We start from the raw sequence: 20566 nt of genomic DNA, 5'->3' as shown, positions 1-20566 counted from the left end.
GCGAAGGGTTAGCCAGCGCCCGCGCGCTCGGCAAGCGCCCAGCCGATCGCGGCGCGCGCCAGCGCCGCCACTGTGTCCACCACGGGGAAGCCGAGCGCGGGGCCGGCGGCCACACCGAGCGGGATCTCGGTGCAGCCGAGCACGACGGCGGTGGCGCCCTCAGCATGCAGATGGCGCGCGACCTCGGCGAGCGGCGCATAGGCCTCGGCCACGCGATTGGCCTTCACGAGGCCGACGGCGGGCATGACGTGGCTTTCCATCAGCGCGTCACTCGGCGTGATGCACTCGATCCCCAGCCGCTCCTGATAGAGGCGCATGGCGAGTGTGGCCGTCGTCCCCATCAGCCCGATGCGGCCCGAGGTCACGCCCTGGCGGCGGAGATCGGCCGCGGCGGCATCCACGATGTGCAGGATGGGCAGCGCGGTCGCCGCCTGCATCTGGTCGAACCAGCCATGGGCGGTGTTGCAGGGGATGGCGATGGCGCCGCAGCCGGCCGCCTCCAGCCCGCGGATGCCGCGCAGCAGCCAGGGCAGCGGGTCCTCCCCGCCATGCTTGCGCGCGGCCGTGCGGTCGGGCACGCGGGGGTCGGACCAGAGGATGGTCGGGATGTGGTCCTGGTCGCGCTCGGCCGGGGTTTCGAGCGTCAGCGCCTTCATGAATTCGGCCGAGGCGAGTGGCCCCATCCCCCCCAGCACACCCAGCATGCGCATGATGCCCTCCCCTCGCGTGACGCGCGTGTTGTCGGCCCGCGCGCGGCGGATGTCGAGGGCGCCCCGGCCGTGATGCTTGTGGCGCGGCCGGGCGCGCGCGAAGCTGGCGCGGCAGGGAGAACGGGCGATGGAAAACACTTATGACCGGCATGCCGAATCGCTCGGCCATGTGGTCGAGCTGCAGCATGTGAACATCCGCGTGCCGGACCAGATCGCGGCCACGAATTTCTATATCAGCGGGCTCGGCCTGACGCGCGACCCCTATCTGATGACCGGCACCGACAACATGTGGGCCAATGTCGGCATCAGCCAGTTCCATTTGCCGAGCGGCGCGCCCCAGGTGCTGCGCGGCACCACGGCGCTGGTCCTGCCGGACCGCGAGGGGCTGCTGCGGCGGCTCGCGGCGCAGCGCAAGAACCTCGCCGGCACGCGCTTCGACTTCCGCGAAACCGCGGATGCGGTGGAGACCACCTGCCCCTGGGGCAACCGCATCCGCGTGCATGCGCCGGACGCGGCGCGCTTCGGGCGCATCACGCTCGGCATGCCCTATGTGGAGTTCGACGTGGCCCCGGGCACCACACCGGGCATCGCGCGCTTCTATCGCGAAATCCTGCAGGCACCGGCGAGCGCCGCGGGCGGCGTCGCGCGTGCGCTGGTGGCCAATGGCCAATATCTGGTCTTCCGCGAGACGGATGCGCCGCAGCCCGCCTATGACGGACACCACATCCAGATCACGCTGGCGGATTTCGGCGGGCCGCATGCGCGGCTGAAGGCGGCGGGGCTGATCAGCGAAGAGAGCAACCCCTGGCAGTATCGCTTCCTCGACATCGTGGAACCCGAGACGGGGGCCGTGCTGTTCCGGGTGGAGCACGAGGTGCGGAGCATGACGCATCCGCTCTATGCGCGGCCGCTGGTGAACCGCAACGCTGCCATCAACAACCGCAACTACATGCCGGGCCACGAGGCCTTGGCCCACGCCATGCCGCCCGAGGCGGGCTGAGCCCGCCCCCTCCCCTCATCCCGCCTCGGAATTCGCGCTGCGGCGCGGCCCCTCGGGCAGTTCCATGTAGTTGGCGGCGGAGGCGGCGCGGGCGAGCAGCGCGCGCAGCGCCGGGTTCCGGGCGCCATCCTCGGCCGTCAGCACGTCCATGGGGCAGAAGAACTCATGGGCATGGGCGGTCTGGGTCGCCATGAAGCCGCGGAAATGTCTGGGCTTGAGCGCAAAGAGCACGCGCGCATCGCGCACCGGCAGCACGAGGTCGGCGCGGGGCTCGGTCCGCAGCATGCGGATCAGCCGCCAACGCGGGATGTTGTTGCCCGGCATGCCGGGCTGGAGCAGCCATTCCACGGGGCAGACGGCGAGGAGCGAACCGGTGCTGGGCGCGAAGCGAGAGCGCTTGTCGAGCAGGTTCTGATAGGTGCCGCAGGCTTCGATGCACAGGATGTCCACATAGGGCTCGGCCGCCTTGGTGCTGAAATGCAGGTAGAGACCATCGGGCAGGGTCTTCAGCCGGTCCGCACCTGGGAATTTCAGATAGGGCTGGGTGACCTTGCGCTCGAGATCAGGGCGAGCGCGGAGCCAGGTCCCCGGTTGCTTGAAGGAAGGCTCGAGTCCCGGCGGGCGCTGGGGCCAATGGCCCAGGCTTTGTCGCACCTGGTGGTCCAGCCTTTCTTCCTGCATGCGCCGCGCCCCCGCAACCATGAGAACCCCCCCTGGGAAAAAACACAACTTATGAGAGAAGATTGCTTTATCCACAGACATGCGCAAGGAGAATTAGGCTTTTTCTCCGCAATTTTTAAGTTTTTTGCATTCTTTTGCATGCGATTGAAGCATTGCTGAAGTGAAAAAATCGAGATTTCATAATCTTATTGCGGCCTCTTGACGTTAACTTTTGGCTACAGCACGGGCAAAGCCTTACGCAAATTCGATGCTGCTCCGTTAGGAATTCCCTCCCCTTGCCGTCGGGTATTCGGCATCGCCCGGCGCAGCCCGCTCGGCCTGACCCAGCCCCGCCACCAGCGCCCCAGAGGTCGAGACGGTGCCGAAGACGCCACCTTGCATCTTCACCATCTGGATCGCGGCCCGGTGGTTGCCGAGATCGGTCGCCCCGCAGCAATCCTCCAGCAGCAGGCATTCGAAGCCGCGGTCATTGGCCTCGCGCATGGTGGTATGGACGCAGACATCCGTGGTGATGCCGGTCAGCACCAGGTTGCGGATGCCGCGCGTGCGCAGGATGAGCTCGAGGTCGGTCGCGCAGAAGCTGCCCTTGCCGGGCTTGTCGATGATGGTCTCGCCGGGGAGCGGCGCCAGTTCCTCGATGATTTCCCAGCCCGGCTCGCCACGCACCAGGATCTTGCCGCAGGGCCCCGGGTCACCGATGCCCGCACCGATGCGCTGGCTGCGCCAGCGCTTGTTGGCGGGAAGGTCCGACAGATCCGGCCGGTGGCCCTCCCGCGTGTGGATGATCCAGTAGCCCCCTGCCCGCATGGCGGCGAGCACGCGCCGGATGGGCTCGATGGGGGCCCGCGTGAGCGAGAGGTCATAGCCCATCACATCGACATAGCCGCCCTTGCCGCAGAAATCGGTCTGCATGTCGATGACGATGAGCGCGGTGTTCTGCGGCGTGAGATCGCCGTCGAAGGGCCAGGCATAGGGGTCGGCTTCGATGCTGGGCATGGCGGGTCCTCCTCTGGATGCGCGCGCCGTGTATGCGCGCTGCCAAGCAAATGCCGTGCCCGCTGGCATCGCGCTTGCAACGCTCATCGCAGGCCGCCCGACACCCCGTGCGGCATGGATTTCGCTGCCGCTTGGCTGGGCAATGGGGGATGGGACTGCAAGTGAAGACGGCATGGCAGCGCGGCATCCTGATGGCGGTGGGGCCGCTCATGCTCTTCGCCATCTGGTATGTGGTGAACGCGCAGGGCTGGGTCACGCCGCGCCTGCTGCCCTCGCCGGTGCGCACGCTGCAATCCATCTGGACCAACATGGCGGGCGGCGGCATGGGCCACGACTTCTGGCGCACGCTGGTCCGCACGCTGCAGGCCTTCGGCATCGCCGCCGTGGCGGGCGTGCCCCTCGGCATCATGATCGGGGCGAATGCGAAGCTCTACCGCTCCATCGAGTTCCTGGTGGATTTCTTCCGCTCGACGCCGGCCACCGCCATGTTCCCGCTCTTCATGATCATCTTCGGGCTGGGCGATTTCGCGAAGATCGCGGTCGCCGCCTTCGCCGCCTGGCTCGTGATCCTGTTCAACGTCGCCTATGGCGTGATGAATGCGCGGCAGACGCGGCTTCTCGCCGCACGCGTCATGGGCGCCTCCCGCCTGCGCATCTTCCGCGACGTGCTGTTCTACGAATGCCTGCCGCAGACCTTCGTCGGCCTGCGCACCGCGGTCTCGCTGGCCCTCGTCGTCATCGTCGTGGCCGAGATGTTCATCGGCGCCGATGACGGCCTCGGCAAGCGGATCATCGACAGCCAGATCACCTTCGACATGCCGCAGCTCTACGGGACGATCCTGGTCTCGGGCGTGCTCGGCTACGGGCTCAACCTCTTCTTCCTCACCCTGGAGACCCGCCTGGTCCATTGGGCCGGGCGGTCCTGAACGGAGCGCCTCGATGACGACACGCCGCACGCTGCTCGCCGGGATCGGCGCCACGCCGCTCGCCGCCCCCGCCTATGCGCAGGGGCGTCGGGACCGTGTCACCATCGCCTGGCTGCCCATCATGCAGACGCTGGCCTTCTATGTGGCGCAGGAAGAGCGCCTCTTCGAGCGTGCGGGGATCGAGGTGGAGGCGGCGCGCTTCCAGGCGCCCAACCAGATCATCGACAGCCTGGTGGCCAACCGCGCCGAGGTGGGCGCGCCGGGGGCGGCGGCGGGCATCTCCGTGCTGGCCGAGGTGCAGTTCCCAGGCACCTTCAAGGCCTTCGGGCTCCAGGGCGGCGGCATCCGCGTGAACCGCATCAATGACGGGCTGATCGTCGCCAACAACTCGCCCATCACGAGCTTCGCCGATCTGCGCGGCAAGTCGCTGGGCCACCTGCCGGGCATCCAGTGGCGCACCATCTCGCGACACATGGTCCGCCGCGCGGGGCTGAACCCGGATGGCGATGTGCGGCTGGTCGAGATGGCCGTCGGGCTGCAGGTGCAGGCCGTCATCGCGGGTTCGGTGGATGCGACGCTCTCGCTGGAACCCGTGGGCTCCATTGCCGTGGCGCTGGGCGAGGCGAAGCGCGCCATGACCAATCCGGTGGCGGGCGTGATCGCGGACCCCTTCTATTCCGGCGTCTCCCTGCTCACCACCAAGTTCATGCGCGAACGCCCCGCCGTGGCGCGCCGCGTCGTCGAGGTCCTGGACGAAGCCACCCTGATCGCCGAGACGCAGTATGAGCGCATCCGCGCCATCCTGCCGCGCTACACGGCCGTGCAGGCGGCGCAGGTGCCCATCGTCGCGCAGCCCTACCTCCGCGCCTGGAAGGATCTGAACGAGACGGACCTCAACTCCTATCAGGCGCTGGTGGATGTCTTCGCCTCCGAAGGCGTGCTCCGCGCGCCCTTCCAGCTGCGCGACTTCATCCTCAAGCCGAGCGACCTCGGCGCCTGATGAACGCTCTCGCCTGGTTCACCCCTGGCACGCACATCACGGTGCGGGGCCTCAGGAAGGCCTTCGGCGGCAATCCGGTCTATGCCGGCTTCGACATCGACCTGCCGAAGGGGCGCATCGTCTCGGTCTTCGGGCCCAATGGCTGCGGCAAGTCCACCTTCATCAACATGGTGGCGGGCCTCCTGCCCATTGATGGCGGGGAAATCCTCTTCGAGGGCAAGACGATCCGCGAGACGCGCATCGGCTATGTCTTCCAGAACTACCGCGAGGCGCTGTTTCCCTGGCAGCGCGCCATCGACAACATCCATTACCCGCTCAAGCTCATGGGCATCGCCCGCCCCGAGCGCGAGCGCCGCATCGCCGAACTCGTCGCCGGCTTCGACCTGAAATTCGACCTGCACCGCTACCCCTATGAGCTCTCGGGCGGGCAGCAGCAGACCGTCTCCATCATGCGCTCCCTGGCGATCGAGCCGGAGGTGCTGTTCCTGGACGAGCCCTTCTCGGCCCTCGACTACGAGATGACGCTCATCATGCGCGACCAGCTGCAGAAGGTGCTGGTGGCGCGCGGCACCACGGCGGTGCTGGTGAGCCATGACCTGGAGGAGGCGATCTACCTGGCGGACAAGCTTCTGCTGCTGACACGCCGGCCATCCCGCATCGCCGAATTTCTCGACATCCCGCTGGCCCGCCCGCGCAGCCCGGCCACGTTGACCGACACAGAATTCGTGCGCATCAAGGCGCATGCGCTGGAGCTGTTCCAGACAGCGGTCAGGGGAAGCTGATGGGCGAGCCACCTTTTCGCGGATATCACGACATTGGCGGCCTGCCGGGCGGCCCGATCCAACAGGATGAGCACCCCTTCGCCGATTGGCAGAAGCTCTCCGAGGCCATTCGTGGCGCGCTGGAGCAGAAGGATCGCTGCGTCTCGCTCGACGAAATCCGCCGCGCCTTCGAGAGCTTCGGCGAACCCCTCTACGAGACGCTGGGCTTCTACGAGCGCCGCGCCGAGGCGCTGACCCTGCTGCTGGACGAAAAGGGCCTGGTGGACCGGGCCGAGGTGCTGGCGCGCATGGATGCGCTGGCCGCCGGCCGCGGGCAGCGCGTGGACCATGCCGCCAAGACCGTGATGGAGGCCAAGTGATGCCCCGCTTCCAGCCCGGCGATGCGGTGCGCGTGGTGGATCTCCACAAGCCCGGCCATGTCCGCATCCCCTTCTTCGTCCGCCACAAGACCGGCGTGGTGGAGCGCCATTGCGGCGCCTATCCGAATCCCGAGGAGCTCGGCCATGGCCGCCCCGGCCTGCCGCCCGTGGATCTCTACCGCGTGAATTTCCGCCAGGCGCATCTCTGGCCCGATTATGCGGGGCCCGCGCATGACACGCTGGAGATCGAGGTCTACGACCATTGGCTGGTGCCCGCCTGATGCCCATTCCCTCCACCGTCCCGCCCACCCGCTTCTCGGCCGATGCGATCGACCCGAACCGCCCCGTGATCGAGGGCCATCACGGCGCCGAGTACTACGCGCTGATGACCGAGGCGCTGCATAAGATCCTGCTCGAGAAGCAGCTGCTGACGCTGGCGGATACGGACCGCGTGATCGCCGCACTTGAGGCGCCCAACGTCACCTGGGGGGCGCGCATCGTGGCCGAGGCCTGGCGGGACGAGGCCTATGCGCAGCGGCTGGTGGAGGACGGCTCCAAGGCCGCGGCCGAGCTTGGTTTCAAGATCAAGGAGGCGAAGCTCGTCGTCGTGCGGAACACGCCTTCGCTGCACAACGTGATCGTCTGCACGCTGTGTTCCTGCTATCCGCGCTCGCTGCTCGGCCAGCCGCCCTGGTGGTACATCTCCAAGAACTACCGCGCGCGCACGGTGCGCGAGCCGCGCAAGGTCCTGGCCGAATTCGGGCTGGAATTGCCGGCTGAGGTGGAAGTCCGCGTGCATGATTCCAACGCGGATATGCGCTACCTCGTGCTGCCCATGCCGCCGCCGGGCGCGGCCGAGCGGCCGGTGGAGGAGCTGATCCCGCTGGTCACGCGGCACATGCTGGTGGGGACGGCGGTGGTGGCCGGATAGCGACCCCGCGCCCGCCCAGGATTATCCGGCCGCACAGCGGCCGGCGCCGCCCAACCGGACGCCTGGCCCATCGCAACCGTGGCGCGGCGAAGCCAAGCCGCCGGAGGCGGCGCATCTTGCGGAAAGCACGCCTCCGGCGTGACGCGCCTGAGGGCGACTAAGAACGCTTCACCACCTCCGGGTACATCACCTTGTCGCCATAGGTGAACATCTTCGCCAGTTCCGCATCGGTGACGGTCTCCGGCGTCCTTCCGTTCACCGCGCAGAGCTGTTCCACGATGATGTTGCGCTTCACCTCGCTCACCAGCACGCAGGTGCGGTGATAGGCCTCCGACAGCGTGCGGCCCAGCACGGTGAAGCCGTGGCGGCGCATGATGATGCAGTTGGTGTCCTGGATGAAGGTCTTGATCGGCGCCACATCCTCCTCGACGTTGATCGAAGCGGGCAGGTAAAACGCGGGCTTCTGCATGAGGAAGCCATAGGTCAGGCTGAAGGAGCGGATTTCCTCATAGCCCGCCGCCAGGAAGGCGATGGTCTCGTCATGGTGCAGATGGATCACGCAATTCACATCGGGGCGCAGCCGCAGGATCTCGCGGTTCATCTGGTGGCCGACGGTGGTGGCGCGGTCGCCGGCCAGGATGCGGCCATAGGGGATGTCGGTGATCACCAGATCCTCGACCTCGACTTCCTCCAGGCTGATGCCCTGGGGCTTGGCGTAGCAGACGCCCTGCTCGTAATCCGGGTGCGGCACACGGATCACCATGCCACCCACGCTGCTGTTGACCAGGCCACGCGCGGCGAGCCAATGCGCGTATTTCACATAGTCGCGGCTCACCTTGGGGTCGAAGCTCACGCGCGGATCGGGCGTGAGTTCGTTCACGCGATACGGGGGGTTCATGCCATCCATGGCGGGCTCTCCTCTATTCGGGGCGTATGTCGAGGCGCTGCGCGAGGGCGCGCCAGCGGGCTGAATCGGCGGCGATGCTGGCGGCGAAGGCCGCGGGCGTGGACATGACCGGCTCGATGTCGCTCGCGCGCATCTCGGCCCGGCCGGCATCGGTCAGGAAATGCGCGGCCAGCGCCTGCTGCATGCGCGTCGCCATGGCAGGCGGCAGCCCGGCTGGCGCCACCAGGCCATACCAGAAGACGGCGTCGAAGCCCGCAACCCCCAGGCTCTCGAAGGTCGGCACATCGGGCAGCAGGTTGGAGCGCTGCGTGACGGCGAAGGCCTTGAGCTGCCCATCCCGCACCATGGCCGCCGAGGCGGGGGGATTATCGAGCAGCGCGCCCACCGTGCCGTTCAGCAGGTCGGGATAGACCTGGGAGGAGCCGCGATAAGGCACGTGGTGCATCTGAAGCCCCGTCAGCAGCTCGAATTGCCGCGTGAGCAGGTAGCCCAGCGTGGTGACACCCACCGAGGCATAGCTCACCTGCCCCGGCCGCGCCCGCGCATAGGCCAGGAATTCGGCGAGGTTCGCCGCCGGGATCGCGCGGCCGGCCACCAGCACATAGGGCGTGGTGCCCAGCATGGTGATGGCCGTGAAGGAGGTGACGGGGTCATAGGGCACGTCGCGCTGCAGAACCGTGGCGACCGGATGCGTGCTGGTGGTCGCGACGCCGATCGTGTAGCCGTCCGGTGCCGCGCGAGCGACCGCGTTGCTGCCGATGGTGCCGCCGGCCCCCGGCCGGTTCTCAATCACGATGGGCTGGCCCAGCGCCTCGGAGAGGCGCCGCGTGGCGATGCGCGCGGCAAGGTCGGTGCCGCCGCCCGCCGGGAAGGGCACGATGCAGCGGATGGGCCGGCTGGGCCAGGGCTCCTCGGTCGGGCTGCCCGTCTGGGCCTGGACCAGCGCGGGCAGCGCCAGCGGCGAGGCGAGGAGGTGGCGGCGCTTCAGGCTCATCACATGGTCGCTCCAGAAAGGTCCGGACATGTTAGGCATGCGCCGAGCCTCACGCCAAGCGCGGAGCATTCCTCAATGGGCCGTGGCTCCCGCCGCGCGCACGATGGGGCCCCATTTCGCCTCCTCAGCACGCATGAAGGCGTTGTATTCGGCGGGTCCGAGCGGCCAGGGATCGGCGCCGAACTCACGCAGCTTCTGGATGGTGGCCGGGTCCGCCAGCGCGCGCAGGATGGCCGCGCTCAGCTTCTCGATCACCGGGCGCGCCGTGGCCGACGGCGCGACCAGCCCATACCAGGAGGAGACGTCGAAATCGGCGATGCCCGCCTCCTGCATGGTCGGCAGATCGGGCAGCTGGGACCAGCGCGTGGCGGAACTCACGGCCAGCGCCTTCAGCATCCCGGCGCGGACCTGCTGCGCGGAGGCCGGCGCATTGTCGATGGCGAAGAGGATCTCGCCCGAGAGCACCGCCTGCATGTTGGGCGCCGTGCCGCGATAGGGGATGTGGGTCAGCTCCACGCCGATCCTTTGCCCGAACATCACGCCGCTGAGATGGGAGGAGGTGCCGACCCCCGCCGAGCCGAAGCTGGCCGCGCGCGGATTGGCGCGGATGAAGGCCACAAGGTCCGAGACGCTGTTGAAGCCGCGCGAGGGCAGCGTGATCATGCAGTTCGGCATGGAGGCGATGCGCGCCACGCCGGTCAGGTCCCGGTTGGGCTCGAAGCCGGCGCGGCGATGCAGATGCGGCCCGATCCCGTTGCTCGCGATGTGGTTGACCAGGAAGTTGTAGCCATCGGCCGGCGCCTGGGCCGCGATCTCGGCCGCCAGCATGCCGCCCGCGCCCGGCCGGTTGTCCAGCCAGAAGCCATGGGCGAGGCTTTCGCGCAGGCTTGGCTCCAGGATGCGCATGAAGATGTCGCTGGCGCCGCCGGGCGCGCCGCCCACCAGCACGCGCCAGGGCTTTTCGGGCCAGTTGGCGGCCGGCTGGGCGGCGGCACGGCCCGCCAGCATGAGGGCCGGGCCACCGGCGAGCAGCGCCCGGCGTGGAGCATGGGTCATGGCTTGTCCTCCCTGTCTTGGGAGGCAGCCTGGGGCGCGGCCGCCCCTCGATGCAAGAAGGATCCGGCGGCCTTCGCTACTCGGGAACGGCCTTCGCGATGGCGAGGAAGTCCTCCGCGACCAGGCTCGCCCCGCCCACCAGCGCCCCATCCACATCCGCCAGCGCCATGATGGAAACGGCGTTGGAAGGCTTCACCGAGCCGCCATAGAGCAGGCGCGTGGTGCGCGCGGCGGGGCCGAAACGCTCCACCAGCGCGCTGCGCATGGTGCTGTGCATGGCGGCGATGTCGCGCTCCGTCGGCGTGCGGCCCGTGCCGATGGCCCAGACCGGCTCATAGGCCACGATCCCGCCCGCGGTGATGAAGCCATAGGGGATGGAGCCGGCGAGTTGCTTCTCGACGACCGAATCCGCGAGACCCGAAAGGCGCTCGGCCTCCGTCTCGCCCACGCAGATGATGGGGATGAGGCCGGCCGTCAGCGCCGCCTCTGTCTTGGCCAGGACGGCGGCGTCATTCTCGCCATGGTTGGTCCGGCGCTCGGAATGGCCGAGGATGACATGGGTGGCGCCCACATCGCGCAGCATGGCGGCACTCACATCGCCGGTATGGGCGCCGTGATGGGCGGCGTGGCAATCCTGCGCACCGACCGCGACGCGGCTGCCCAGCATCAGCGCCGCGACCTGGTGGATATGGACGAAGGGGGGGCAGATCAGCAGGTCGGCATTCTCGGCGCCATCTCGCAGGGCCTCGGCGAGCCGCGCAGCCTCGCGCTGATTGCCATTCATCTTCCAATTGCCGGCTATGAGCGGTCGAATCCCGGGGGTCATGGCTTTGCCCTTTCTGGTTGCAGGCATTGGACAGAAACCGCCCGTGTTTGGCAACCGCCCGGCAACCGGCTATTCGCCTGTGCATGATCACCGCAATGCGCCGGCTGGCCGGCACCTGGTTCGCCAAGCTCCTGTTCGTGCTCCTCATCCTCTCCTTCGCGGTCTGGGGGATCGAGGACATGCTGCGCAATATCGGGCGCGACACCGCCGTGGCCCGCGTGGGCGATGACGCGATCGAGGTGGAGGAGGCGCAGGAGGCCGCCCGGCGGGAGCTGCAGCGCATCCAGCGGCAGCTCCAGGGCCGGATGGAGATGGATGCGCGCATCCGGCGCGCCGTCGCCGAACAGGCGCTGGAAGGCCTGGTGCTGGACCGCGTGCTGCGCCAGGAGCAGGCCCGCATGCGCATCTCGGTGCCCGACGACGTGGTGCGGGACTACATCTTCCAGATCCCGGGCTTCGCCGGCATCGATGGCCGCTTCTCGCGCGAGATCTTCAACAACTTCCTGCGCAGCAACGAGATGACGGAGGCCCGCTTCCTCGATCTGCTGCGCACCGATCTCGGCCGGCAGCAGCTCGCCGGCGCGGTGCGGGCCGGCGCGGCCGCCCCCGAGGCATTGGGCCTGCGCATGCTGGCCTGGGCGCTGGAGCGCCGGACGGCCACGCTGGTGGAACTGCCCTTCGCCGAGGCGCCCGAGCCCGAAGCGCCGACCGAGGCGCAGCTCGTCCGCTACCATGAGAACAACGCCCGGCAATTCTCCACCCCCGAATACCGGGACGTGGCCATGGCGACGCTCAACGCCGCCCGCCTGATGGGCGAGGTGCAGGTGAGCGAGCGCGACATCGAGGACGGCTATGCGGCCAACCGCGCCCGCTACGAGACGCCGGAGAAGCGCGAGGTCTTCCAGGCCGTGATGCAGGATGAGGCGGCGGCCCAGGCCATCGCCACCGCCTGGCGCCAGGCGGCGGATTTCGCGGCCATCGAGCAGGCGGCCCAGGCGGCGGGCGGCATGGCGACCGCGCTCGGCCTCTCCAGCCGCGCCGACCTGCCGCTGCCGGCGCTCGCCGATGCCGCCTTCGCGCTGACGCCCGGTGATGTCTCCGCCCCGGTGCGCACGCCCTTCGGCTGGCATGTGCTGCGGGTCGGGACGGTGGAGGCTGGCCATCAGCGCAGCCTGGACGAGGTGCGCGACGAGCTCCGCGCCGAGATCCAGGCCGAGCGCGCGGCCGACCTCGCCTTCGAGCGCGTGAACCGGGTGGAGGATGCGCTGGCGGGCGGGGCCAGCCTGGCCGAAGCCGCGCGGCGCTATGGGCTGGGCTACATCGAGGCGCGCCTGGACGCGGCCGGCCGCGCGCCGGACGGGGCGGAGGTTGCGCTGCCCGTGGCCGCCACGGTGCGCCCGGCCGTGCTGCGGGCCATCTTCGCCGCCGAGCGCGGCGCGCCGCCGCGCCTGCAGGAGGGCGAGTGGGGCTTCCTGGCACTCGATGTGCGCGAGATCACGCCCCCCGCCTTGCGCCCGCTGGACACGGTGCGCGAGCAGGTGGTGGCCGGCTTCCTGGCCGCCGCCCGCCGCCGTTGGCAGGAGGAGCGCGCGGCTGCCCTGCTGGCCGCGACGCGCACCGGCCAGACGCTGGCCGCCGCGGCCGAGGCGGCCGACATCAAGGCCGAGGAGCTGGGGCCCTTCCCGCGCGAGGCGGGCGGCGGCAACCCCATGCCGCGCGACCTGCTGGCCCCGGTCTTCGAGCTTGCGCCCAACGCCACCACCATGGTGGAACGCGCGCAATCCTTCGCCGTGATGCAGCTGCTGAGCGTGACGCCGGCCGATCTCTCGGGCGAGGCGGCGCAGCTCACGGCCCTGCGGAGCGAGACGGCCCAGGCCATGGCCGAGGATTTCGAGACGCAATACCAGGCGGCCCTCCGCGCCCGCGCCAATGTGCGGATCAATCCGCGCCTGGTCGAACAGATGGCGGGGAATTGACGTGACGGGCTTCGCCGAATTCCGCGCAGGCTTCGAAGCGGGGCAATCCCAGCTTCTCTGGCGCGAGCGCGTGGCCGATCTGGAAACCCCGGTCGGCAGCTTCCTGAAGCTGGCCCATGGCCAGGCGCATTCCTTCCTGCTGGAATCCGTCGAGGGCGGCGCCGCGCGCGGCCGCTTCTCGGCCATCGGCATGGCGCCGGACCTGATCTGGCGCTGCCGGGACGGGAAAGCCGAGTGCAACACCCAGGCGCTCGCCGCACCGCACGCCTTCGAGCCGGAGGCGCTGCCCCCCTTGCAGGCGCTGGCCGAGCGCATCGCGGCCATCCGGACCACCCTGCCGCCCGGCCTGCCGCCGATCTGCGCGGGCCTGTTCGGCTATCTCGGCTATGACATGGTGCGGCAGATGGAGCGCCTGCCGGCCACCAACCCCGATGTGCTGGGCATCCCCGAGGCGGTGATGATCCGCCCCACGCTGGTCGCCGTCTTTGACCATGTGCGCGATGCGCTGACGCTCGTGACCCCCGTCTGGGCCGATTGCGGCCTGGGGGCCGAGGCCGCCTGGGCGCTGGCGCAATCCCGCCTCGACGAAGCCGAGGCCGCGCTGGACCGCCCCCTGCCCCGCCCGGCGCCGCCCGCCCGGCTGCCGAGCCCACCAGCGCCCAGCTCGAACTTCACGGCGGAGGGCTACATGGCGGCCGTCGAGCGCGCGCGCGAATACATCCGCGCGGGCGATGCCTTCCAGATCGTGCCCAGCCAGCGCTTCTCGGCGCCCTTCGCGCTGCCGCCCTTCGCGCTCTATCGCGCGCTGCGCCGGATCAACCCGGCCCCCTACCTGACCTTCTTCGATTTCGGCGGCTTCGCCACCGTCGGCGCCTCGCCCGAGATTTTGGTGAGCGTGAAGGAGGGCGAGGTGACGATCCGCCCGCTGGCCGGCACGCGCCGCCGCGGTGCGACGCCGGAGGAGGATCTGGCGCTGGAGGCCGAGCTGCTGGCCGACCCGAAGGAGCGCGCCGAGCACCTCATGCTGCTCGACCTCGGCCGCAATGATGTGGGCCGTGTGGCCGCCATCGGCACGGTGAAGGTCACGGCGCAGTTCCGCATCGAGCGCTATTCGCAGGTGATGCACATCGCCTCCGAGGTGCGCGGCCGGCTGCGGCAGGGGCTCTCCGCCCTGGATGCGCTGCAGGCGGGCTTCCCGGCCGGCACGCTCTCGGGCGCGCCCAAGGTGCGGGCCATGGAGATCATCGAGGAGCTGGAGCCATCGCGGCGCGGGCTCTATGCGGGTGGCCTCGGCTATTTCGGCGTGGACGGCAACATGGATGTCTGCATCGCGCTGCGCACCGCGCTGGTGAAGGAGGGCGTGCTGCACGTCCAGGCCGGCGCCGGCGTGGTGGCCGACAGCGATCCGCGCGCCGAGCATGAGGAATGCATCCAGAAGGCCAAGGCGCTGTTCCGCGCGGCCGAGGAAGCGGTGCGCTTCGCGGCCGGCGGGCGGTGATCGCCTCACGGCGCGGCCTGCTCGCCGCGCCGGCCCTGCTGCTGGCTGCGCCTGCCTGGGCGCAGGTGGCTCCCGGCGAACTGGCCCTGCGCGACACGCCCGCGCTGGACCGCCACAAGACCGGCGGCGCGCATGACAACCCGGACCTGATCCTCCGCTGGAACGCGCTGCCCGATGGCGCGCCGCTGGACATGGTGCTGCATTTCCATGGCTTCGCGGATGGGGACCCGGCCGCGATGGACCTGCGCGAGGCGCTGCCTGACGCCGGGCTGGAGCTGGATACGCGCCTCACCCGGCCCACGTTCGCCCTCTTGCCCCGTGGCCGTTCCCTGGCGCCGCGGCCCGGTCGCCCCGGACCCTTCGATTGGCCCGCCCTGGCCGCGCCTGGCGGGCTCTCCGCCGTCCTGGATGCCGGCGGCGCCGCGCTGGCCGAAGCGACGGGGCGCGGCCCCACGGCGCGCGCGCGCCTGATCCTGACCGCGCATTCGGGCGGCGGCGGCGGGCTGCTCGCAACACTGGACCAGGCGGCGCGGGATGGCCTGCGGGTGGACCGGGTGCATGCCTTCGACGCGCTCTACCGCGACCCGGCGCCGCTGATCCGCTGGGCACGGCGCACGCCCGGCTTCGCGCTGGTCGTGCTCTTTGTGCCCGGCGGGCGCAATGAGGTCACGGCGCGCGAGGTGGCCGCAGCCCTGCCCGGCGCGCGGGTGGAGGCAAGCCCCGCGACACATGCCGAAATGCCCGGCGCCCATGGGGCCAGGCTTCTGGCGGACCCGATGGCGCCGCTGCGTTGACGGGCGCGCTGCCCGCGCGCCAGCATGCCTCATGCAAGACGCCCTGACCGACCTTCTGAACGAACACGAGACCGGCTTCGCGGTCGGCGTGCTCGGCGCCATCGGCGAGTTCATCCGCGATGCGGATGAGCCGGTGGCGGAAACGCCGCTCGGCCGCCTGACCGCGCGCGGCGGGATCAGCATCCGGCTCAACCGTGCCGAGCCAAGGCTGATCGCCTGGGAGGAACCCTCGACCGATCCGCGCCTCTGGAAGCAGGCGGCCGCGCTGATCCTGCCGGAGGAGGAGGCCGCCATCGGCGGCAATTCGGTCGTGACGGAGCTCGGGCCCGACAACCAGGCGCTGCGCGAGGAGGACCGCTCGGCGGAGCTTTTCGACATGGGCGTGGGCTTTGCGCATCTGCGTGCCTGCGTCCGCACCTCGGATCCCGCGCTGATCCGCGTGCTGCGCGATGCCTGCGGGATGCCGCTGCTGGATCCGGAAAATCCGGCGGGGATGGCGATCATCCACCAGTCGCCGCACCGCGTCTTCGTCTCCAAGCTGGCGCGGATCGAGGTGTTCCAGCCCATCCCGCCGCCGGATGGCCGCTCGCCCGAGGGGCCGCACACGCATCTGCTGCCCAAGCTGCTCGGCACCGGCCGCGCGCATGCGGCGACGAGCCCCATCCCGGAGGGCTGGGTGTCCGTGCTCGACATCTTTCCCAGCCACCCGCTGCGCACGCCGATGCTGGAGCCCCGCCCCTTCGATGCGGCACGCCATGCGGCCTTCCAGGCGCTGCTGGCGCGTTTCGGCCTGCCGGAGCTGCTGGCCGCCAGGGCCGAGGCGCGGCAGACCGGCACCGAGGCGGGGGAGGATCGCCATGCCCGCGCGGCCGCCAAGGTGGCGCTCCGGCAGATGAAGGCCGAGGCGGGATTGCACCAGGACTGAGCCGGGCGGATGATCGGGGGCCGGAAATGAAAGAGGTTCATCCGCATGCGCCGACTCGCCCCTCTCGCCCTCATCCTCGGCCTCGCTGGCTGCCAATCCGTTGACCAGATGCTGGCGCAAGGTGGCCCGGCCGCCGTCCGCACGGCCGAGGCGCGGGCCCGCTTCGAGATGAACTGCCCGGCCGCGCAGGGCAGCGTGCTGTCCAGCCGTTCCGTCATCCCGATGGACATGCCGCGCGCCATCGAGCGGGCGGAATACACGGTGGGTGTCGCGGGCTGCGGCCAGCGCGCGGTCTATATCGTGGGATGCCCGCTGGGCGATCCGAACTGCGTCGCGATCCGGCAGGACCGGCCGGCCTGATGAAGGCTGGTTGACGCCGGCAGGGGCGGGCGGGCAGTTTGGCCTCATGCTCCTGCTCATCGACAATTACGACAGCTTCACCTTCAACCTCTACCACTTCCTGGGTGACCTGGGGGTGGAGCCGGTGGTGCGCCGGAATGATGCGCTGACGGTGCAGGACGTGTTTGCCCTGCGCCCCGATGCGGTGATGCTCTCGCCCGGCCCCTGCACGCCCAATGAGGCCGGGATCTGCCTGCCGCTCATCGCCGCCTGCGCCGAGGCGAAGCTGCCGCTCATGGGCGTCTGCCTCGGCCACCAGGCGATCGGCCAGGCCTTCGGCGGTCAGGTGATCCGCGCGCCTGATCCGGTGCATGGCAAGGTCTGGGACGTGCTGCATGAGGGGCGCGGCGTCTTCGCGGGGCTCCCTTCGCCCTTCCGGGCCACGCGATACCATTCGCTGATCGTGGAGAAGTCGAGCCTGCCGGCCGAGCTCGAGATCACGGCGGAGACCGAGGATGGGCTGATCATGGGCCTCTCCCACCGCGAATTGCCCATCCATGGCGTGCAGTTCCACCCGGAAAGCATCGCCTCCGAGCATGGGCATGCCATCCTGAAGAATTTTCTCGCCGCCGCGCGGGTCGCTGCCTGACCGGGGCTTAAGCCCCGCCCGGCTGGACAGACGCGGCCATCCGCGCCAAACCGCGTGCCGATCCATCATCCGCACGGAGTCCGCCGCCATGTCCCCGGCCGCGTCCAATACCTTCGAGACCATCGCCGACATCATCGCCGAGACGGCGAGCGTGGACCGGGCGAAGATCACGCCCCAGGCCCATGTCATCAACGATCTCGGCATCGACAGCCTCGACTTCCTCGACATCGTCTTCGAGATCGACAAGCGCTTCGGCGTGAAGGTGCCCGTCGAGGCCTGGACCGAGCAGGTGAACAGCGGCAAGGCCCCGGCCGAGCAGTTCTTCATCCTCGGCGCGCTCTGCGATCGCATTGACGAGCTGGTCGCGGCCAAGCAGGGCTGAGGGAATTGCGCCTCGAATATTTCGAGATGGTGGACCGGGTGCTGGCGCATGACGCGACGACACTCACCGCCGAAGCGCGCGTGCCGGATGCGAGCCCCGTCTTCGAGGGGCACTTCCCGGGCTTTCCCCTTCTGCCCGGCGTGCTGATGATCGAGGCCATGGCCCAGGCCAGCGGCTGGCTGATGGTGGCGCGCAGCGGCTTCACCCGCATGGCGCTGCTGGCGCAGACGCGCGAGGCCAAGATGCGCGGCATGGTGAAGCCCGGTGCGTTGCTGACCATCGCCGTCGAACTCCTCCAGGAAAGCTCCGGCTATGCGGAACTGCGCGGCGTGCTGAGCGAGGCCGGCCGCAAGGTGGCCGAAGCCACGCTGCGCCTGCAGACCCTGCCCTTCCCCGCCCCCGAGCTGGAATCCGCCGTGCGGGCCCGCGCGGCCGTGATCGGGCTCGCGGCGTGATGCGCCCCGTCGGCATCACCGGCATCGGCATCGCCTCCTCGCAGGGCGAGGGGCGGGAGGCCCATGCGGCGCTGCTGGGCGGCGCGGCGCCGGTGCTGGATGAGGCGCGCTTCGCGCCGCACCCCGTCCACCCCCTGCCCGCCCTGCCCTTCGAAGCCGCCATCCCGCGCCGCGAGCTGCGCCAGATGGAGAATTGGCAGCGCCTGGGCGTCTATGCCGCGGGCCTCGCCATCGACGATGCCGGGCTGCGCGAGCGCGTGGCCGAGATGGACCTGATCGTGGCCGCGGGCGGCGGCGAGCGCGACTGGAAGCTCGACGAGCAGATCATGGCGGCCAGCCCGGTCGAGGCGGAGCGCCACCGCATGCTCATGGACGGGCTGCGGCCGACGCTCTTCCTGGCGCAGCTCTCCAACCTGATGGCCGGCTCCATCTCCATCACGCACAATGTCGCGGGCTCCTCCCGCACGCTGATGGGCGAGGAGAGCTCGGGCGCCGAGGCGCTGCGCATCGCGGCCGCGCGCGTGGGCAGCGGCAGTTCGGAGCTGTGCCTCGCCGGCAGCGCCTTCATCGCCGAGCGGCCGGAAGTGCTGATGCTCTTCGCCATGGGCGGGCTGCTGCATCGCGGCCCCTGGGCGCCCGTCGCACAGCGCCGGGGCATCGCCTATGGCAGCATGGGCGTGTTCATGACCCTCGCGCCCGCCGAAGCCAGCGCGCCCATCGCCATCCTGCGCCATGTCGCGACCGACCAGGGCCGGCCTGAGGGCCGCACCGCGCGCCTCGCCGCGCTGCTCGACGGCCTGCCGACGATGGGCCCCGAATGCCTGCGCCTCTCGGCGGCGAGCGGCGCCGGGGAAGCGACCCAGGCGGAGCTCGCGGCGCTGGGCCGGGCGCCCGATCTCTTCGCGGCCGACCTGTTGGGCCATGGCTGCGAGGCCGCCTTCCCCGCCGCCGTGGCGCTGGCCGCGCTGGCCATCCAGTCCGGCCGCGCGCGCCAGGTGCTGGTGACCGGCGCCGGCGCCTGGCGCGGCGAGGCCGTCGCCCTGCTGGAGGCGCCCTGATGAACAAGCGCATCGCCATCACCGGCCTCGGCATGGTGACCGCCCTCGGCTTCGGCGCCGAGGCGAATTGGGCGGCGATGGTCGCCGGGCGTTCCGGCATCCGCCGCATCACGCGCTTCGACACGACGGGGATGCGCGCCACCATGGCCGGCTGCGTGGACCTCCCGGAGGACAAGCCGGGCGAGCCGCTCTCCGTCGCCGCCCGCGCCGAGCGCCTGGGCGAGGCCGCGATCGGCGAGGCGCTGGCCCAGGCCGGTCTCTCCGCACCCTTCGCGGGGCCGCTCTGCATCGGCATGCCGCCGGTGGAGGTCGAATGGCCGCAGCGCGGCCGTTTCGGCGCCGCCACCTATGCCGAGCTGATCGAGCGCATGTCGGGCGAGACGGCGCTTTATGAGGAGTTCCTCTTCGGCGGCTCGGCGACGCGCCTCGCCGAGCGCTTCGGCACCCAGGGCGTGCCGCAGGTGGTCAGCACCGCCTGCGCCTCCGGCGCTTCGGCCATCCAGATGGCGCTGGAGGCGATCCGCCGCGGCGAGGCCCGGATGGCGATCGCTGCCGGCGCGGAAGCGAGCCTGCAGCCGGAGACGCTGATCCGCTTCGGCCTGCTCCAGGCGCTCTCCACCCGCAATGACGACCCCGAGGGGGCGTCCCGCCCCTTCACCCTCTCGCGCGACGGCTTCGTCATGGCCGATGGCGCGGGCGCGCTCATCCTCGAGGATGAGGACCACGCGCGTGCGCGGGGTGCGACCATCCTGGGTTATGTGCTGGGTGCCGGCGAGGCGGCGGACACCTTCCACCGCACCCGCTCGGCGCCCGATGGCTCGGCCATCATCCGCTGCATGCGGCGCGCGCTGGATGATGCGGGGCTGAGCCCGGCCGACATCGGCTATGTCAACGCGCATGGCACCTCGACGCCCGAGAACGACAAGATGGAGGCCATGGCGGTGCGCGCGCTGTTTGGCGAATTGCCGCCGCCGCCCGTGGGCTCCACCAAATCCATGATCGGCCACACGCTCTCGGCGGCCGGCGCGATCGAGGCGGGGATCTGCCTGCTGGCGCTGCGCCACCAGATGCTGCCGCCGACCATCAACCAGACGGATGTGGACCCGGAGCTGGGGGTGGACACCATCCCCGTGGCGCGGCCGCACAGCTTCCGCGCCGCCTTGTCCAACTCCTTCGGGTTTGGCGGGCAGAATGTGGCCGTGGTGATCGGGGCGGCCGAGTAGCAAAGACCGGCCTCCGGCGGCTGGGGCCGAAAGGCCCCAGACCCCAAGACCGCACCGCATTCCGAGGTTGGCCCCAGCCGCCGGAGGCCATTTCCTTGA

The 20566-nt window shown here is 70.2% G+C and carries 24 protein-coding genes; 17 read left to right on the top strand and 7 right to left on the bottom strand.

The window, feature by feature from the left end:
• Nucleotides 1–8: 8 nt before the first annotated feature.
• Complete coding sequence (locus KTR66_RS07535) at nucleotides 9–710, bottom strand: aspartate/glutamate racemase family protein (protein WP_213611958.1); 702 nt, start codon at nucleotides 708–710, stop codon at nucleotides 9–11.
• 127 nt (nucleotides 711–837) lie between these two features.
• Between KTR66_RS07535 and KTR66_RS07530 the strand changes: the two genes are divergently transcribed.
• A complete protein-coding gene (locus KTR66_RS07530; protein ID WP_213611957.1) occupies nucleotides 838–1710 on the top strand; it encodes a hypothetical protein in 873 nt (290 codons plus the stop codon).
• Between the two features lie 15 nt (nucleotides 1711–1725).
• Here the strand turns inward: KTR66_RS07530 and KTR66_RS07525 are convergent, their stop codons facing one another.
• Complete coding sequence (locus KTR66_RS07525; protein ID WP_213611956.1) at nucleotides 1726–2391, bottom strand: hypothetical protein; 666 nt, start codon at nucleotides 2389–2391, stop codon at nucleotides 1726–1728.
• A gap of 258 nt (nucleotides 2392–2649) precedes the next feature.
• Nucleotides 2650–3387 (bottom strand): cysteine hydrolase family protein, encoded by a 738-nt coding sequence (locus KTR66_RS07520; protein WP_213611955.1) that lies wholly within the window; start codon nucleotides 3385–3387, stop codon nucleotides 2650–2652.
• Between the two features lie 161 nt (nucleotides 3388–3548).
• Between KTR66_RS07520 and KTR66_RS07515 the strand changes: the two genes are divergently transcribed.
• The 6 genes from KTR66_RS07515 to KTR66_RS07490 are packed head-to-tail and all read left to right on the top strand — an operon-like array spanning nucleotide 3549 to nucleotide 7385.
• A complete protein-coding gene (locus KTR66_RS07515; RefSeq protein WP_213611954.1) occupies nucleotides 3549–4313 on the top strand; it encodes an ABC transporter permease in 765 nt (254 codons plus the stop codon).
• A 13-nt stretch (nucleotides 4314–4326) separates the two neighbouring features.
• Nucleotides 4327–5313 carry an ABC transporter substrate-binding protein gene (locus KTR66_RS07510; protein WP_213611953.1) on the top strand — a complete coding sequence of 329 codons (987 nt, stop codon included), beginning with the start codon at nucleotides 4327–4329 and terminating at the stop codon, nucleotides 5311–5313.
• Nucleotides 5313–6095: an ABC transporter ATP-binding protein gene (locus tag KTR66_RS07505; RefSeq protein WP_213611952.1), complete on the top strand. Its 783-nt coding sequence runs from the start codon at nucleotides 5313–5315 to the stop codon at nucleotides 6093–6095. The genes KTR66_RS07510 and KTR66_RS07505 overlap by 1 nt, the downstream gene beginning before the upstream one ends.
• Nucleotides 6095–6454, top strand: a complete 360-nt coding sequence (locus tag KTR66_RS07500) for an SH3-like domain-containing protein (protein ID WP_213611951.1) — start codon at nucleotides 6095–6097, stop codon at nucleotides 6452–6454. Before KTR66_RS07505 ends, KTR66_RS07500 begins: the two co-directional genes overlap by 1 nt.
• On the top strand, nucleotides 6454–6735 hold the full coding sequence (locus KTR66_RS07495; RefSeq protein WP_213611950.1) for an SH3-like domain-containing protein: 282 nt from the start codon (nucleotides 6454–6456) through the stop codon (nucleotides 6733–6735). Before KTR66_RS07500 ends, KTR66_RS07495 begins: the two co-directional genes overlap by 1 nt.
• Nucleotides 6735–7385 (top strand): nitrile hydratase subunit alpha, encoded by a 651-nt coding sequence (locus tag KTR66_RS07490; RefSeq protein ID WP_249731933.1) that lies wholly within the window; start codon nucleotides 6735–6737, stop codon nucleotides 7383–7385. Before KTR66_RS07495 ends, KTR66_RS07490 begins: the two co-directional genes overlap by 1 nt.
• A gap of 157 nt (nucleotides 7386–7542) precedes the next feature.
• Here the strand turns inward: KTR66_RS07490 and KTR66_RS07485 are convergent, their stop codons facing one another.
• The 4 genes from KTR66_RS07485 to tpiA all read right to left on the bottom strand — a co-directional run bounded on the left by KTR66_RS07485 (nucleotide 7543) and on the right by tpiA (nucleotide 11156).
• Nucleotides 7543–8292, bottom strand: a complete 750-nt coding sequence (locus KTR66_RS07485; protein WP_213611949.1) for a class II aldolase/adducin family protein — start codon at nucleotides 8290–8292, stop codon at nucleotides 7543–7545.
• A 13-nt stretch (nucleotides 8293–8305) separates the two neighbouring features.
• Nucleotides 8306–9316 carry a tripartite tricarboxylate transporter substrate binding protein gene (locus KTR66_RS07480; RefSeq protein WP_213611948.1) on the bottom strand — a complete coding sequence of 337 codons (1011 nt, stop codon included), beginning with the start codon at nucleotides 9314–9316 and terminating at the stop codon, nucleotides 8306–8308.
• A 42-nt stretch (nucleotides 9317–9358) separates the two neighbouring features.
• Nucleotides 9359–10342, bottom strand: coding sequence for a tripartite tricarboxylate transporter substrate binding protein (locus tag KTR66_RS07475; RefSeq protein WP_213611947.1), 984 nt, complete (start codon nucleotides 10340–10342; stop codon nucleotides 9359–9361).
• Between the two features lie 76 nt (nucleotides 10343–10418).
• Entirely contained in the window at nucleotides 10419–11156 is a 738-nt protein-coding gene (gene tpiA, locus KTR66_RS07470; RefSeq protein ID WP_213612090.1) for a triose-phosphate isomerase, read from the bottom strand.
• A 107-nt stretch (nucleotides 11157–11263) separates the two neighbouring features.
• On the opposite strand from tpiA, the gene KTR66_RS07465 reads away from it, so the two are divergent.
• The 10 genes from KTR66_RS07465 (at nucleotide 11264) to KTR66_RS07420 (ending at nucleotide 20467) form a co-directional block, all read left to right on the top strand.
• Nucleotides 11264–13144, top strand: a complete 1881-nt coding sequence (locus KTR66_RS07465) for a peptidylprolyl isomerase (protein WP_213611946.1) — start codon at nucleotides 11264–11266, stop codon at nucleotides 13142–13144.
• A complete protein-coding gene (gene trpE, locus KTR66_RS07460; protein WP_213611945.1) occupies nucleotides 13098–14642 on the top strand; it encodes an anthranilate synthase component I in 1545 nt (514 codons plus the stop codon). Before KTR66_RS07465 ends, trpE begins: the two co-directional genes overlap by 47 nt.
• On the top strand, nucleotides 14639–15436 hold the full coding sequence (locus tag KTR66_RS07455) for a hypothetical protein (protein WP_213611944.1): 798 nt from the start codon (nucleotides 14639–14641) through the stop codon (nucleotides 15434–15436). Before trpE ends, KTR66_RS07455 begins: the two co-directional genes overlap by 4 nt.
• 31 nt (nucleotides 15437–15467) lie before the next feature.
• Nucleotides 15468–16361, top strand: a complete 894-nt coding sequence (locus KTR66_RS07450) for a DUF6925 family protein (RefSeq protein ID WP_213611943.1) — start codon at nucleotides 15468–15470, stop codon at nucleotides 16359–16361.
• 45 nt (nucleotides 16362–16406) lie between these two features.
• Nucleotides 16407–16721, top strand: coding sequence for a hypothetical protein (locus KTR66_RS07445; RefSeq protein WP_213611942.1), 315 nt, complete (start codon nucleotides 16407–16409; stop codon nucleotides 16719–16721).
• Between the two features lie 46 nt (nucleotides 16722–16767).
• On the top strand, nucleotides 16768–17349 hold the full coding sequence (locus tag KTR66_RS07440; protein WP_213611941.1) for an aminodeoxychorismate/anthranilate synthase component II: 582 nt from the start codon (nucleotides 16768–16770) through the stop codon (nucleotides 17347–17349).
• A gap of 88 nt (nucleotides 17350–17437) precedes the next feature.
• The gene (locus KTR66_RS07435; protein WP_213611940.1) at nucleotides 17438–17731 is read left to right on the top strand and encodes an acyl carrier protein; all 294 of its coding nucleotides are present in this window, start codon (nucleotides 17438–17440) and stop codon (nucleotides 17729–17731) included.
• Nucleotides 17732–17736: 5 nt separating this feature from the next.
• Nucleotides 17737–18186, top strand: coding sequence for a 3-hydroxyacyl-ACP dehydratase FabZ family protein (locus tag KTR66_RS07430; protein WP_249731931.1), 450 nt, complete (start codon nucleotides 17737–17739; stop codon nucleotides 18184–18186).
• A complete protein-coding gene (locus KTR66_RS07425; protein ID WP_249731947.1) occupies nucleotides 18186–19244 on the top strand; it encodes a beta-ketoacyl-ACP synthase in 1059 nt (352 codons plus the stop codon). Before KTR66_RS07430 ends, KTR66_RS07425 begins: the two co-directional genes overlap by 1 nt.
• The gene (locus tag KTR66_RS07420) at nucleotides 19244–20467 is read left to right on the top strand and encodes a beta-ketoacyl synthase N-terminal-like domain-containing protein (RefSeq protein WP_213611938.1); all 1224 of its coding nucleotides are present in this window, start codon (nucleotides 19244–19246) and stop codon (nucleotides 20465–20467) included. Before KTR66_RS07425 ends, KTR66_RS07420 begins: the two co-directional genes overlap by 1 nt.
• Nucleotides 20468–20566 lie beyond the last annotated feature (99 nt).

Source organism: Roseococcus sp. SDR, from assembly GCF_019083995.1.
Lineage (GTDB): Bacteria > Pseudomonadota > Alphaproteobacteria > Acetobacterales > Acetobacteraceae > Roseococcus.
Note: the sequence above shows the minus strand (reverse complement) of the source record. Positions and strands in the feature narration are given on the sequence as shown.